The sequence below is a fragment of the Polynucleobacter sinensis genome (assembly GCF_001595985.1).
In the GTDB taxonomy this organism is placed as follows: Bacteria; Pseudomonadota; Gammaproteobacteria; order Burkholderiales; family Burkholderiaceae; genus Polynucleobacter; species Polynucleobacter sinensis.
Map to the genome: position 1 here is coordinate 16,664 of NZ_LOJJ01000008.1, position 14,029 is coordinate 30,692.

The 14,029-nt window shown below is 41.7% G+C and carries 18 protein-coding genes and 1 tRNA gene; 9 read left to right on the plus strand and 10 right to left on the minus strand.

Annotation, left to right across the window (positions count from 1 at the left end; translation table 11 throughout):
* Positions 1–40: 40 nt before the first annotated feature.
* The 4 genes from AOB49_RS08305 to AOB49_RS08320 form a co-directional block, all read right to left on the minus strand.
* Positions 41–442, minus strand: coding sequence for a hypothetical protein (locus AOB49_RS08305; protein WP_062309848.1), 402 nt, complete (start codon positions 440–442; stop codon positions 41–43).
* 25 nt (positions 443–467) lie between these two features.
* Positions 468–944, minus strand: coding sequence for a hypothetical protein (locus AOB49_RS08310; protein WP_062309850.1), 477 nt, complete (start codon positions 942–944; stop codon positions 468–470).
* 37 nt (positions 945–981) lie between these two features.
* Positions 982–2,151 carry a phenylacetate--CoA ligase family protein gene (locus AOB49_RS08315; RefSeq protein ID WP_156471386.1) on the minus strand — a complete coding sequence of 390 codons (1,170 nt, stop codon included), beginning with the start codon at positions 2,149–2,151 and terminating at the stop codon, positions 982–984.
* Positions 2,152–2,372: 221 nt separating this feature from the next.
* Positions 2,373–2,651 carry a hypothetical protein gene (locus AOB49_RS08320; RefSeq protein WP_062309854.1) on the minus strand — a complete coding sequence of 93 codons (279 nt, stop codon included), beginning with the start codon at positions 2,649–2,651 and terminating at the stop codon, positions 2,373–2,375.
* A 134-nt stretch (positions 2,652–2,785) separates the two neighbouring features.
* Between AOB49_RS08320 and cfa the strand changes: the two genes are divergently transcribed.
* Positions 2,786–3,934 (plus strand): cyclopropane fatty acyl phospholipid synthase, encoded by a 1,149-nt coding sequence (cfa, locus tag AOB49_RS08325; RefSeq protein WP_062309856.1) that lies wholly within the window; start codon positions 2,786–2,788, stop codon positions 3,932–3,934.
* 23 nt (positions 3,935–3,957) lie between these two features.
* Here the strand turns inward: cfa and AOB49_RS08330 are convergent, their stop codons facing one another.
* Positions 3,958–4,365: a c-type cytochrome gene (locus tag AOB49_RS08330; RefSeq protein WP_062309858.1), complete on the minus strand. Its 408-nt coding sequence runs from the start codon at positions 4,363–4,365 to the stop codon at positions 3,958–3,960.
* 407 nt (positions 4,366–4,772) lie between these two features.
* Here AOB49_RS08330 and AOB49_RS08335 point away from each other — a divergent pair, with 407 nt between their 5' ends.
* From AOB49_RS08335 to AOB49_RS08350, 4 genes are all read left to right on the plus strand, one after another.
* Positions 4,773–5,228, plus strand: a complete 456-nt coding sequence (locus AOB49_RS08335; protein WP_062309860.1) for a baeRF12 domain-containing protein — start codon at positions 4,773–4,775, stop codon at positions 5,226–5,228.
* Positions 5,229–5,399: 171 nt separating this feature from the next.
* On the plus strand, positions 5,400–5,615 hold the full coding sequence (locus tag AOB49_RS08340; RefSeq protein ID WP_062309863.1) for a hypothetical protein: 216 nt from the start codon (positions 5,400–5,402) through the stop codon (positions 5,613–5,615).
* Between the two features lie 152 nt (positions 5,616–5,767).
* Positions 5,768–5,837, plus strand: a tRNA-OTHER gene (locus AOB49_RS08345).
* Between the two features lie 32 nt (positions 5,838–5,869).
* Positions 5,870–6,214 carry a DUF883 family protein gene (locus AOB49_RS08350; RefSeq protein WP_062309866.1) on the plus strand — a complete coding sequence of 115 codons (345 nt, stop codon included), beginning with the start codon at positions 5,870–5,872 and terminating at the stop codon, positions 6,212–6,214.
* Between the two features lie 454 nt (positions 6,215–6,668).
* Here the strand turns inward: AOB49_RS08350 and AOB49_RS08355 are convergent, their stop codons facing one another.
* From AOB49_RS08355 to AOB49_RS08365, 3 genes are read right to left on the minus strand one after another with little or no spacing between them, the layout of a single operon-like run.
* Positions 6,669–7,304 carry an NAD(P)H-dependent oxidoreductase gene (locus AOB49_RS08355; RefSeq protein WP_062309869.1) on the minus strand — a complete coding sequence of 212 codons (636 nt, stop codon included), beginning with the start codon at positions 7,302–7,304 and terminating at the stop codon, positions 6,669–6,671.
* A 54-nt stretch (positions 7,305–7,358) separates the two neighbouring features.
* Complete coding sequence (locus AOB49_RS08360) at positions 7,359–8,036, minus strand: DUF1345 domain-containing protein (RefSeq protein WP_062309871.1); 678 nt, start codon at positions 8,034–8,036, stop codon at positions 7,359–7,361.
* 39 nt (positions 8,037–8,075) lie between these two features.
* Positions 8,076–9,158 carry an ABC transporter ATP-binding protein gene (locus AOB49_RS08365; RefSeq protein WP_156471387.1) on the minus strand — a complete coding sequence of 361 codons (1,083 nt, stop codon included), beginning with the start codon at positions 9,156–9,158 and terminating at the stop codon, positions 8,076–8,078.
* Positions 9,159–9,226: 68 nt separating this feature from the next.
* Here AOB49_RS08365 and AOB49_RS08370 point away from each other — a divergent pair, with 68 nt between their 5' ends.
* The 3 genes from AOB49_RS08370 to AOB49_RS08380 all read left to right on the plus strand — a co-directional run bounded on the left by AOB49_RS08370 (position 9,227) and on the right by AOB49_RS08380 (position 12,251).
* Positions 9,227–10,792: an ABC transporter permease gene (locus tag AOB49_RS08370; protein WP_062309874.1), complete on the plus strand. Its 1,566-nt coding sequence runs from the start codon at positions 9,227–9,229 to the stop codon at positions 10,790–10,792.
* Between the two features lie 135 nt (positions 10,793–10,927).
* Positions 10,928–11,926, plus strand: coding sequence for an extracellular solute-binding protein (locus AOB49_RS08375; RefSeq protein WP_156471393.1), 999 nt, complete (start codon positions 10,928–10,930; stop codon positions 11,924–11,926).
* A 19-nt stretch (positions 11,927–11,945) separates the two neighbouring features.
* Positions 11,946–12,251 carry a hypothetical protein gene (locus tag AOB49_RS08380; protein WP_245640656.1) on the plus strand — a complete coding sequence of 102 codons (306 nt, stop codon included), beginning with the start codon at positions 11,946–11,948 and terminating at the stop codon, positions 12,249–12,251.
* An 11-nt stretch (positions 12,252–12,262) separates the two neighbouring features.
* Here the strand turns inward: AOB49_RS08380 and AOB49_RS12085 are convergent, their stop codons facing one another.
* Positions 12,263–13,138, minus strand: a complete 876-nt coding sequence (locus tag AOB49_RS12085; RefSeq protein WP_062309878.1) for a hypothetical protein — start codon at positions 13,136–13,138, stop codon at positions 12,263–12,265.
* A 231-nt stretch (positions 13,139–13,369) separates the two neighbouring features.
* On the opposite strand from AOB49_RS12085, the gene AOB49_RS08390 reads away from it, so the two are divergent.
* Positions 13,370–13,591 (plus strand): YdcH family protein, encoded by a 222-nt coding sequence (locus tag AOB49_RS08390; RefSeq protein ID WP_062309881.1) that lies wholly within the window; start codon positions 13,370–13,372, stop codon positions 13,589–13,591.
* Between the two features lie 49 nt (positions 13,592–13,640).
* On the opposite strand, the gene AOB49_RS08395 is transcribed toward AOB49_RS08390, so the two are convergent.
* Entirely contained in the window at positions 13,641–13,988 is a 348-nt protein-coding gene (locus AOB49_RS08395) for a zinc ribbon domain-containing protein YjdM (RefSeq protein WP_062310062.1), read from the minus strand.
* Between the last annotated feature and the right edge of the window lie 41 nt (positions 13,989–14,029).

Below are 14,029 nucleotides of genomic sequence, written 5' to 3' on the forward strand. Positions count from 1 at the left end.
TTGATGCATGATGTGTGAAATATTTAATTAACAGCACACGCTATGTGCTATTAATTGTTTTAATTTTTTTGATAATCACCTCGAGTTCATTGGTAATGCCATGTAGCGAATGAATTACTTTTTCGCTGGAATGAATAAATTCCTGCATTTCTTTATGAGTTAAATCTAATTCGCCATTTTCGGATACTTTGCGAATAGATAAAAGAGTATTAAGATCAATTTCTAGCCATTCGCTTAAGGCAACTAACTTTTCCATATCAGGAAGTACATGGCCGTTAAGCCATCTTCGAGCAGTTTCAGGGGTAATAGTGCATGTATTCTTTGCGCGCAGATTAAATTCTTTGGCAATGAATCCTGAGGAGGGTACCTTCCGATATTTCGATAGCAAACCAACTCTCAAGACCTGAGAAAAAACAATAGCTATGTTCCGATTTTTTCTCATACCTAGGATATCGGCTTCTGAATATTTATTTAGATTTTGCTTGTCGTATGGATTCTGAGGCAGTTAGCGATAGTTTGACGGCGTCTGATGCCGCCTCTGTTGCCCTCTTGGTTGCTTCGGCTGCCAGCGCTGCAGCAGATATAGAAGAATTTTTTTTATGTTGAGATGCCGCTAAAGATGCGGCAGCAGACGCGGCAGCAGCGGCAGACGCGGCCTCAATAGCTGCTTCTGCCGAAGCGGCGGCTGATTCTGCTGCTAGTTCTGCGGCAATAATAAGCTCTTTGTTTGCTGCTTCTTTGGCTGATTGAGAAGCAAATTTCGCCGCCACCGCTGATTTAATTGCGCTACTTGCCGATTTTTTGGCAGCCTCAGAAGCATTTGAAGTGAGGTCTTCAAGTGTTACCAAAACATTGCTATATCTGCTATCAATCGTGGAGTAAGTCTTTTGGAGCTGGCTAACCTCTATTTCGAGTTTGGCGATCTTTTTTAGAATGTCATTCATGGCACGATGATTTTATCTTGATTTAACTGAGGCTATTTTAATATTGGGGGGGGAATATATCAATTTTTCCTGAATTATTAACAGAATTTTGAGCTATTGAGGAGCGTAATACAAGTAGATTAATGCTATTTTTAAATACTAAAAGTTGCTCAATACAATATCGAATATTCTGAAATTGCTGCTCCGTAGGGTGGGAGGTATTTGAGAAGTGGACATATAAATACTGATTGCCACCCTTTGTCATAGTTTCGTTTTGCGAAATGGTGGCATTAAATATTCCATGATCTTCAATGAGCGCAATGATCGCTAGGGCTGGTATTTTGACTTGTTCACCGTTTATATTTATGAATTTTAGGTGCTGAACAGCTCTTCCAGCAAGCTCAATATGAGGTAGCAAAGAGCCACACAGACACTTTGTCGGACTGTAGCAAATTTGATCGCCTAAATCATAACGAATAATTGGCTGAGCTTTATTTACCAAATTGGTTAGTAGGCTGGTGTGAGAGAGCTTGCCGGCTGGTAATGGCAAGTAGTTTTCATCAACCGCCTCTAATAGTGCCCAATCAGAATTCACGTGCAAGCTTCCTTGATGGCATTGCCAGGCTATTGGTAAAAACTCCGAGGCGCCATAGCTGCAATAGATTTTTGTCTGCAGTGCCCCCTCAATATAATTACGTTGTTTTGTGCTGAGATGCTCCCCACCTAGCCAGAGCTCTCGAGGGTGAAGATCGGTGGAGGCGTAGTCTGCAAGACATATGGCCATGGATGGATAAGTGATAATGACTGATGGATCATAGTTTGTTAGTTTGGAGACCAATTGTTCAATTGGCTCAAAAATTGAAAAGTCCCTAATAGACTTTTTAAGACTTGAGAAATCTTCTTTTAAAATGGCCAAAGAGACAGTGCTGGCGTAGTGTTGGTCTAAAACACCAATATAGGCAATGCGCTCTTGGCCCAATATTAGACGGGTGTATTGAGTGAACATTGCCTCAATTGGCTTTCGCATTGCCTCAATTGCTTGATATCGACTTATGCAGCTCCTATCCTGAATATATATTCCTTGCAGGCCATTGGTGCCTGAGCTTTCCCATATGTAGTACCGATTCTTAAATGGTTTACCGATATTGGTAGGTGAGGAAGTGAATTCTTGAATGTCGGCCAGTCGTATTTCTTGATTAGTGACCAATTGATCAAAGTGACTCATCATTTCGGCTTTATTGCTTATGGGAAAGCAATTAAAGGGGGCGTGACTGGAAATAGATTTTTTGAATTTCCTTTGATAAAAAGGGGAGGCGTTGGAGGCGTATTCCACCATCCTCCGTAATCGTAAATGAGCTATTTCATTCAGATAGCCAGGAAATACAGCTGCGTTGGTATCTGTGGCCCAAATCTCATAAACATCTCTAAAGAATGATGGGTTCACAAAACTCAGTCAGCATTATTTTCCACCAGAGTATTAAATAGTTTTGACAATACATAACCCAAAACTGCTCCAACGGAAACTGTCAGAGCTAGTAGGATCAGAGCCCTTCCCATATCGAATGACTGAACCTCAAAGATAGGTTTTATAAAGTGCGCCCAATAGATAAAGTCTAAAAATACTTGAGCATATTTGAGATAAACCAAGATAAGCCAACTTAAGTGGATAACTCCAAACAACATTCCAAGTAATAGTGCAGCGTCTATTGAATTAATTGAATTTTTCATGGCCTATTTCCTAGCTCGTATGTGCATCTTGGCAATTTTTATTTGAACTTCAAAATTAAAATTGACAAATATCAATATAGATTCAAATTTAATTTTTACTATTAAGAAATGGCAACTGATCTTGGATCCAAATCATGCTTAAAAAATTAGAGATTGAAAAATACCGTATTCCTACGATCATTCAAGAAATATTCAATAGCGTTGGTATTGTCATCAATGGATCGAATCCATGGGATATTCAGATTCTGAATGAAAGAGCATTCAATTTAATTCTGAGTAAATGGTCTTTGGGTTTGGGTGAAGGCTATATGAGGGGATACTGGGATTGTCTTGATCTGGAGGGATTCTTATACCGACTACTCAAGCATGACCATAATGAAAAGATTCGTGGTTTCGCTAATTTCAACCTGTTATATGAGGTTATGCGAGCAAAGCTGCTCAATTTGCAATCAAAATCACGTGCTTTTATGGTGGGCCAGCATCATTACGACGTAGGTCAAGATGTCTTCGCAGCGATGCTTGATAAGGAAATGATGTACTCATGTGCTTATTGGGAGCACGCTCATGATCTAGATAAAGCGCAACTCGATAAGATGGAATTAATTTGCAGAAAGTTGCAGCTTAAAGCTGGAGAATCTTTACTTGAAATTGGATGCGGCTGGGGTGGCTTTGCTCGTTATGCGGCTCAAAATTATGGTGTTAGGGTTTTGGGGGTCACCATATCTCAAGAGCAATATCGCATTGCCAAACAGAAGTGTGGAGGTGAAAATGTCGAAATCTTATTAAGCGATTATCGAGATCTTGAGGGTCAGTTTGATAAGATTGTATCAATTGGTATGTTTGAACATGTAGGTGAAAAAAATTACCAAAAATATTTCTCTGTAGCCTCTAGGCTACTTGCTGATAATGGAATTTTTTTACTTCATACCATTGGTAGTGATGTGACTACCTTACGAACGGATCCTTGGATTGAGAAATATATCTTCCCTAATGGCAAGATACCCTCTATAGGCGAGATCGGCATCGCTAGTGAGGGTCATTTTATAGTGGAAGATTTACAAAATATTGGTCTTGATTATGAAAAGACTTTATTAGCATGGCACCAAAAATTTATTTCTAGTTGGCCATCCTTATCTTACAAATATGACTCTGTTTTCTATCGTATGTGGATTTATTATCTGCTAGGTTGTGCAGCCTATTTCAAATCCAGGCAAGGGCAACTGTGGCAGTTAGTATTTACAAAACGAAATTTTTCAGGAGTTTATAGATCAATTCGGATGTGAGGATGATTGGATATCTTTTGTAGTTATTTCACTTGTAGACGGTTAATGTATTCAATCAGCAAAAGAATCCGGCCACGAGAGTACAGCTCTGAGTTATAAGGCACACCAAGATAGATGTCTGGTGCTTCTTGCTTATATGTCTTTCCCCAGGCTGGCATATCGCTTGGACCATGAACTTTAATGTCTTCCCCAGAGATGCTTTGATAAATACGGTCAATTGGCAAAATTCCATCATTTTTCTTGGCTAGGGTTGTGAGGTTCGTGGGTTGGACATTTAAGAAGAAAGAAAGCCAACCATTACCTTTGCCGTCCTTACCATGGCAGCTAGCACACCTAGATTCAAATTCCTGCTTTCCAAAATCTACTGTGTTTGCTAAGACATTCTGTATTGATATAAAAATTAGCACACTTGCCATCGCAATTTTCTTCATAAAAACCTCACCTTAAGAATTAGATTACTCAATACTGCTTAATTGTTTTAGAGTTAGTTTTAAAAAAAATGATTAATATCAAAATAAGCCCTAACAGTTCTCCTCACCTTTTAAATTATTGTTTTAAACAGCATTATTTATAAGGAGTAAAAATATTACGATTTACATTTGATTAGCGCACTTAAAAATTGATAAATCGCAAATTTAAAAGAAGACATTAGCATTACAAATGAACTTCTTGTTTCTTAGTGATTGGAAATTTATCTTGAAGTCAATTGTTTACATGAATGATATTTCACAATGCATTCAGTCAATTAAAGCTAAACACCTGCTTATCAATTACAAGCATTCTATTGCAGACTGTAAATACTCAATTTCTGATTTGTATTCGGATATCTGAGGATTCTATGAGTGCATTTAGTAGTGGGGATCTTTATATCGTTGTAGATGGACACCATTTTATTTTTTTGGCAAAAGATAAGATTCCCTTAGTCGATCATTTAATCGCCTTTAAAAAAGTGGACTACGATCCCGCAACGTATGCAACCAAGAAACGCGCTGATCCGGGGCGCACTTTCAACAGGATTGCTGGTGCCAGGTCTTCTTACGCATTTGCCGAGCCATCCAAAAAAAGTGATGTTAACTATTTAAGAGAGGCCTGTAAGACAATTGATGAAGAATTTAAGCGTGGAAAGTTTTCGAGAATCATATTAATTGGCGATTTTGAAATACTCGCTATGATGAAAAAAAGCATGTCAAAAAATATGCTCACAAAAGTATTTCATGAGATCTATAAAAACTATTCAAAAATGCCGATTGAGAGATTAGAGAGGCATCTGCGTTCTCTAGAGGGCGCTCATTAATGATTGGTAAATTTTTACGACTTTTTAATTATGATGAGTTTGATTTATTGAATTTAGTTGATGTCATGTCGGCAAATGCACTCCAGAGGCTCATGTCGATTGGATCAGTGTTGGATTGCTTCTTTCCTTTCTATTGCTTCTATCTGCTATTTTTAGCGAAGGATTAAAGCGATGAGAATTCGAATCACAAATGCTATTTTAGGTATTAGTGCAGGTGGAGTCATGGCTAAGGCGACCCCAATTGAATTTGATCCAGGGGAGTATTCGATTCACACGCACCCTTCTGGCCATCTTATTCTTGAATTGCCAGATCAAACAATTGGATTTATGAAATTTGATGATTTTGAGAACGGTGTTAATGCAGGATCAATCCTAATTCATGCCTAAAGTGTAATTAATTGACAATTCTCAAAATAAAAAAAGTAAAGTGATTTATAAACATCTTATGGAGCAAGATTAGTGATTCATTATGTAATGAGAGTACCAATTGAGTCCACTTTATCCCGATGGATAAGTAAATCGAGCCCCAGCTCTCATGAATGGGCGTAGTTTAGTGGTAGAACAAAAGTCATTTTGGCATTTGCAGAGGTTCGATTCCTTTCGCCCATTCATTTTTTATGATGTACTTATAAAAAATATTAATGAATATTTTCCTTATTAAATTCGAGATCAAGATGCCAAATGAAAATCTTATTCAGATCCAACGGGATCTTCAGCAACTAATGGAAAACGTACATCGCTTGATTGATGATTCAATTGGCGATGGTGCTAGCCAGGCAAAGAAAATTAGTAAAGAAGGAGCTGCTATGTTCGAAAATGTATTGGAGAAGTGCGCTTCAATCAAGGATGAGTGTATGGATTCCGGCAGAAATATGCTGTGCAAGGCTGAAAATTGTGTTCAGCATAAACCTATATTATCTTTGGGTTTAGCTGCGCTAGTAGGTGGAATCATTGTTGCGGTGATATCTCGCCGTAGTCACCAATAGAATGACTGATAGTGCGGTTTTTGGTATGGTGGTTGTAAATAAATACTCTTTATCAATTTATCTTCTAACTAATGTGAGTCGGTGCCATTACCTTATACCGTCACGGGCTACAGCGTATAGTCTAGAGGACGACTTTTATTACCCTTCCATTTAAACTTGCCCTAGAGGGTGGGAGGTGGGGGTAACTTCCTAGCTCATATGCCTATAGAGCAAAATCTAATCTTCTTACATAATTGGGGCTTATGTAGATTCCCTGATATTCCCTGTTCCTAAGCCTGCAAAAATCAAGCACGAGCTTTCAGGGCTTCGGTTTATCTGTATATTTGAGGCACATTTGTCCAGGAATTAGCAAAATACCCTGTAAATTTCCCTGAAAGCAGGGTGGGATGCTGAGACAATATGGGCGGTGACTACGCCCACCGCCAGTTTTTTGATAGAGAGGGAGCCGCTTGGTTTACTCAATTAAGGTGATAAAGCTCTCTTTGGGTCGCCTTACTTTTTTCAGGTTTACAAGCCAGTCTTCGTCGGCTTTTCGATAGCCTAATGGCAGTATCACAACACTTCTTAAGCCTTTTTTCCTCAACTGCAATATCTCATCTAGCGCATCAGGATCAAAGCCTTCCATAGGGGTGCAATCGACTTGTTCATAGGCTGCGGCAATAAGAGCAGTCCCTAGTCCAATATAGGCTTGTTTGGCAGCATGCGTGAAGTTGAGTTCGGGGCCTCTAACTGGGTAGGTGCTCAACAATTTTTGACGGTAAATATCGCCAGCCTCGCTCTTAAAGTTGCGCATACTCTCAGTCATGTCAAACGCCTGGTTAATGCGCTCGGTAGTGTAGTTATCCCAAGCTGCAAAGACTAGTAAATGAGAGGATTCTGTAATTTGAGATTGCCCCCAGGCGATAGCCTTAATCTTTTCACGAATCGCTTGATTGGTTACAACGAGGATTTCATAGGGTTGAAGTCCGCTAGAGCTTGCTGTCAGCCGAATGGCTTCTAGAATCTGATCGACCTTTTCTTGAGGTACTTTTTTGGTGGCATCCATTTTTTTAGTTGCGTAGCGCCACTGCAATTTATCGATCAGACTCATTTATTTTTCCTTTGGATTAATTTGAAGAGGGGGTGTTGTGACTTTAGCTATGCGTCAATGAAAGACGATTAAACCTGAAACCATATTGATCATCATGGCGAGCAATGTGGCGTTAAAAATGAACGCCGTCATACCTTGAACCATGACTAAGTAACGCATTCTAGAGCTAGCAAGATTAACATCGGCCGTTTGGCAAGTCATGCCAATCACCATGGAGAAGTAAAGAAAATCTACGTAAGTTGGCTGTAATTTAGCCAAAAAGACTAATGGAGCCTCTTTGGTCTTTGCAAACTCTTGGTAGTAAGCAAAAGCGTAGTGTAGTGAGAAGGCTGTATGAATTAATAGCCAAGACGTGGCATAAGTTACTAGTGCAAGTCCGATGCGCAAATTTGCATCAGTCGGTGGCGCATCATTTGCGTTGACAAGAATCATCGCAATCGCAGCAAGGCTAACAATAGCTGCAAGTACCGTAATAAGCAGAATGATGGCTGCCCCGTCATCTTCTTTTTTAGCCAGTCCGATGATGTGCTCTTTGCTAGAGAAGTACATCATGAAATAAGTTAAAAATAGGTAAAGCCCGCCTGCAATAATCCATGAAATTGCCAACCGAATAACAAGAGGGGCCTCCGCAGACAGCAGAAAGAATCCAGTAAAGCCAGCAATAGAAATAATGCTAAGACGTAGAGTGGCGCTAATGTGATGCCAGTGCTGCGTCCAGTGGATGGGTTTCATGGATATCAGTATGCCCCGAAAGATTGATTCAGGAAATATTTAAGCGTTAAATGTCACAACGTGATCGGCAACTAAATGGATGCCAATTTTTTCGCCAATCGCGTGATCATGGTGACTTGGAACAAAAGCAAAGATTTCAATGCCCGAAGCAAGTCTTAGTGTGTAAAGAAAATCTGCACCTCTAAAGGTTTTGCGTACCACCTCAGCTTGCATCGGGCTATTGTCATCATGTTGAATATCGTCAGCTCGCAAAAGTACATCTACTTCTTGTCCCACTTTTTGACCTATCTCTGCTCCATGATGGTGGTCTAGCTCCAATTCTCCAAGCTCAATCTTGACCTTGTTTCCGGGTTGAACGATGCCCTTAATAAAGATGCCACGACCAATAAAGTCAGCGACATAACGATTGGCTGGCTTGTGATAAAGCTCGTATGGCACATCCCATTGGACTACTTTGCCTTCGGTCATGACACCGATTTTGTCGGCGATCGCAAAGGCTTCATATTGATCATGGGTAACAAGTAGGGCGGTGATATTGTTTGCCTTGAGAATTTCCCGCATATCGCTTGCAAGGCGCTCCCTGAGTTCGATATCAAGACTGGAGAAAGGCTCATCAAGCAAAATTAAGTCGGGCTCTGGTGCCATTGCTCTGGCAAGCGCAACCCGTTGCTGTTGGCCGCCGCTCAGTTCGTGAGGGTAGGAATCGGCCTTATCAGCAAGAGACACTCGTTTGAGCCACTCCATTGCTAAGCTGGTTCTTTGTTGGCTTGGTAGGTGTTGCAAGCCAAAGGCAATATTTTCTAAAACATTGAGATGTGGAAAGAGGGCGAAGTCCTGAAAAACCATTCCAACCCTTCTTTGATTAGGGGGAATGTGAACGGTTTCTGAGCTGACTAAGTTGTCCCGCAGATAAATTTTTCCAGACTTGATGGGCTCAAAGCCACAAATCGCTCTGAGGACCGTCGATTTTCCACATCCAGATGACCCCAGTAAGCAACCAATCTCACCTTGCTCTAGGATCAAATTGAGGCCTTTAACTGCCGTAACGCGACCAAGCCCATCTCGACTTGGGTAGTCGATTTCTAGATTGTGAATTGAAAGCAGAGTGTTGGCGGAGTTCATCCCTATAATTTTCTTATCTTTACTAATGGTTTAATGCATAACCAGAGTCTAAACGGATTACTGATTTAATGAATCGTATTGTGGTGCCACTTGCCCTGCTGTTATTTTTGCCGCTTTTTGGCTTGGCGGCGCCATTCCTATTTTCGGACTTCGGTGCAGGCGGTGTCGCGGCAACGGGCACCTTAGCCCATCTATGGAACTTTGTATTGGGAGCTTATATCGCATCAACCTTATGGTTGATTGCGGGCGTGGGTATTGGCGTATTTATTCTGGGGGTTGGTAACGCCTGGATTGTTGCTACTTATGATTTCCCGGGGAAAAGGATCTTTGAGTGGGCCTTGATTCTGCCGTTGGCGGTGCCAACTTATGTCATGGCTTATCTTTTTGTAGATCTTTTACAGTTCTCCGGCCCTATTCAAACTATCCTCCGCTCTTTGTTGGGTGTGGATTCGCTATGGTTCTTTCCCGATCCCAGATCTCTGAGCGGGGCAATTTGGTCATTCTCCTTCTGCCTTTTTCCATATGTCTATCTCATTACGCGCACTGCTTTTTTAGAGCGTAGTGGTCGCCTTATCGAGGTTTCTGAAACCCTTGGCTACAGCCCCTGGCAAGGCTTTGTCAAACTGGTATTGCCTATGGCAAGACCAGCTATTTTTGCGGGCATGGCCTTGGCTTTAATGGAGGTGCTCGCGGATTTTGGCGCAGTGTCGTATTTTGGGGTGCAAACCTTTGCCACCGGAATCTTTAAGGCCTGGCTGTCTTTTGGTGACCGCTTAGCTGCTGTGCAACTGGCCTTGGGCTTGCTTGGCTTTGTGTTGCTGATTTTCTTTGTTGAGCAAAGTAGTCGCTCGCAATTGCGTTATGCATCATCCTCGCAAGGTAGGCCAATGACTAAAGCCTTACGTGGAAGGTCTGCAGTCTTCGCTTTTTCATTCTGCGGCCTTACCTTACTGTTTGGTTTTTTGTTGCCCGCATTTGCGCTAATGCAATTACTGTACAAGCAGGGCCTGAGTATTGATATTCGTTATCTTGATTGGTTGAGAAATTCACTTTCTGTGTCCTTGATTACGGCTTTGCTCTCAGTCGTGCTGGCAATATTTTTTGCCTATGCGGTACGACTAAATTCCCGTTTAGCTTGGGTTAATCGTCTCTTAGGTTTTGGCTACGCTTTACCAGGCGCGGTTCTCGCTATTGGTGTCTTATCGTTTTTAGAAATCTTTCACCTTGCTTGGTGGATTTCTGCCGGCTTAGTAGTATTGGTATACGCCTACTTAGTACGCTTTTTATCTTCAAGTTTGCAAAGTGTTGAAGCAGGTCTTTCACGTATTACGCCATCTATGGATGGGTCCGCTGCATTGTTAGGTTTGTCTAGAGTGCAAATACTCAAGAGGGTACATGTGCCTTTATTAAAACGAAGTCTGATGACGGCAGGCTTATTTGTTTTTGTGGATGTGATGAAAGAATTGCCAGCCACCTTGCTATTGCGCCCATTTAATTTTGATACCTTGGCGGTAGCGACCTATCAATTGGCTGCCGACGAACGTTTAGCAGAGCTAGCATTACCTTCCTTAACCATTGTTTTGGCAGGGCTTTTCCCCGTCCTACTGCTTTCTAGGGTCATATCGAAGGGCTAGACAACTTTATTAATTGATAATCATTCGTATTTGTGATAAATTGAACTTCATCGCAATTTCTTCATCAATACGTCAATGAATAATCAACACCTTCCTAAAGTTTTGGGCTTTTCTGTGGCGCTTGTATCTTGTTGGATGATTGGCACTGCTCAGGCTCAATCAGGAGGCAAGGAGCTGAATTTGTATTCCGCTCGGCATTACCAGACTGACGAAGCGCTCTACAGTGATTTCACCAAAAAGACCGGAATCAAAATTAATCGGATTGAGGCAGACGACAATGCCTTAGCTGAAAGATTAAAAAGTGAAGGCGCCAATAGTCCAGCGGATGTGATTTTGATGGTGGATGCTGCAAGGTTGTGGCGTGCTCAAATTGATGGGTTCTTTAAGCCGATTCAATCTGCATATTTGGAGAAAAGAATCCCGGCGAATTTGCGATCAAAGCCTGATCCCGAGGGGTCAACCTGGTTTGGTTTTTCTACTAGAGCGCGCTTGGTCGTTTACAACAAGGCTAAAGTCAATCCACTAGATGTCGATACCTATGAGAAGTTGGCTGAGCCAATGAATAAAGGTAAGGTATGTACGCGATCAGGCGCGCACCCTTATATGCTCTCTTTAATTGGCGCCATGATTGAACGCCGTGGAGAGTCTGCCACTGAGGAGTGGGCAAGGGGTATGGTGGCAAATATGGCGCGCCCACCAAGAGGGGGTGATACTGATCAAATCAAAGCGGTGGCTTCTGGAGAGTGCGGAGTGGCCCTTACAAATTCATATTATCTAGTGAGGTTATTACGTTCTACCAAGCCTGAAGATCAAGAGATTGCCTCAAAGATTGGATTTGTTTGGCCCAATCAAAAAACCAGTGGCACACACATCAATATTGCTGGCGGTGGTGTAGCAAAAAATGCACCTCATCCACAAGCGGCGATCCAATTCTTGGAATACTTGGCAAGTGACTCTGCTCAGGAGTATTTTGCGAACGGTAATAATGAGTGGCCGGCGGTGAAATCCGTCAAGATTGAAAATCCAGGTCTAAAGATGCTGGGATCATTTAAGGCGGAAAACATTTCAATTGCAGCCATAGGCAAGAATCAAATTGCTGCTCAGCGATTGCTTGATCGTGTGGGTTATAAATAAAATTCGATAGAATGAGCCCATGCTTATTCATCACACTCACATCAGCGCTTTAGCTATTCGAATTATTCAATGCACTTTAATGCTATCTGCTGGAGCATTGCTTGTGGCATGCTCTACGCCAACTAGTGAGTTTGGTGTTTATCGACAGTCAGATGGTACGGTTGGTGTGCATGCGCCGAAGTCCGCGAAGGATACTGAGGCTCAGGCAGCTGCCGCAGAGGAGTGTAAAAAAATAGGAAAGCGTAGCGCCACTATTGTTGAAACTCGTAAAACAGTGAACGATCGCTTTCCTATGACCTACATTTTTGTGTGTAACACCTATTAATTTAAGTCTGCTTAGCTAAGCAACCATTTCTTAATAGATTTATTAACACACATTGCATCTAAGGCTAATCCAAAGAACTCTGAGCCATTAGTAATCATGCTTTCAATGGCCTCAACCTTGCCGGATTTGATGCCGCGTAAATAGGTAGCGGCACGGTAGCGAAGGAAGTGCTCATTCTTGCCATCTTCATTATCGGTAGAGCAGATTTCTAGGCTGCCATAGCGAGTTTCTGGGTTGATATTGAGAATGGAGAGGCCCAAGGCACCAACTAATTTTTCGGGAACTGGAATTGGCACATAGGAATACAGAGAGACTAATTGCTCTTCTTCGTCCACTTCAATAATGTGGTCAACATCAAAAACATCCTTTTCAGTCAACTCCGTTTCGCCGGAATCGCCACCACCAAAGGTAGACTCAAACTGTAGCATCGCTGTATTGCTATCTTTGGAAATCTCGATCATGTCAGGGTAGCCTAGCAAGCCTTTCCACCAGTACATCAAGGAGAAGGTGCAGGGTTTGACTTCCACTAAACCCTTTTCGGTTGATTTTGCAAAATACAGGCCGTAGAACTCATCATCTTCTTCGAGCCCATACTGATCAACTTTGAGTTTCTTTGGGGCAGATGCCTTAGGGGATTTTTTAGCAGCTTTCTTCGGAGTGGGTTTTTTAGCTGCCGGCTTTTTTGCCACAACTTTTTTCGCCAACTTCTGATTTGCTGGTTTCTTGGCGGCTACTTTTTTGGCTGCCACCTTTTTCACTACCTTCTTAACAGCCTTCTTAGTTGCTACTTTTTTAACAACAACTTTCTTGGCTGCTTTTTTAGCGGGGGCTTTTTTTACCACCTTGGTAGCTACTTTCTTTTTTACTGGAGACTTCTTTGTAGCCATGGTCTATTACCCTTCTTTTGGTAGTTATTGTGCTGATTGCACAAGTGAATATTACTTCAATTTAGATCTACTTTTGCTGCTTTCTTATATGGGGATTTACCTTCCAATATCAAGACCCTCAATATCAGTGCATTATATTTTTTTATAAAGCATCTAAGATGCTTGAAATTAGGCCCCATATTGATACACTGAAACTGTGTAGTTACCTTAACCTCAACCTGAAGAGAATCTATGTTCCCTGAATATCGCGAGTTAATTACCAAGCTAAAAACATCGGATCGTCACTTTTCCCACTTGTTTGATAAGCACAATAATTTAGATCAGAAAATCCAACGTATGGAGGCTCACTCTGAGCCAAGCACCCCGGAAGAAATCGAAGTTTTGAAAAAAGAAAAGTTGCTACTAAAAGATCAGATTTACGCCGTTCTCAAAAAGGCGAGCGTTCAGAGTTAAAGTTTGCGACTATTGGACTCTCACAGAGTCCAATAGTTCTGATCCCTAATTATGCTTTTTTCAAAAAACAGGCTTTGAGCAGCATATTGCCTGCTTCAGTTTTGCAGTCTACCTCGTGATCACCTGACACAAGCCGAATCCCCTTAATCTTAGTGCCCACCTTCAATGTAGTCGAGGAGCCTTTTACCTTAAGATCCTTGATGAGGGTAACGGTATCTCCGTCGGCCAGTAAATTACCATTGGCATCCTTGACGATTAAACCGCCGTCATCTTCCTCGGCGATTGTGGCCATTGGCCATTCATGACCGCATTGCGCACAAACAAAGTTTTCACCATCTGGGTAGGTCATGTCTTCCTGGCAGGCTGGACATTTGGGTAGATTGTTTGCGGAGTTCATGGTCATTAACCGATAGAAGTGATGTGGGATTTGATTTTAAT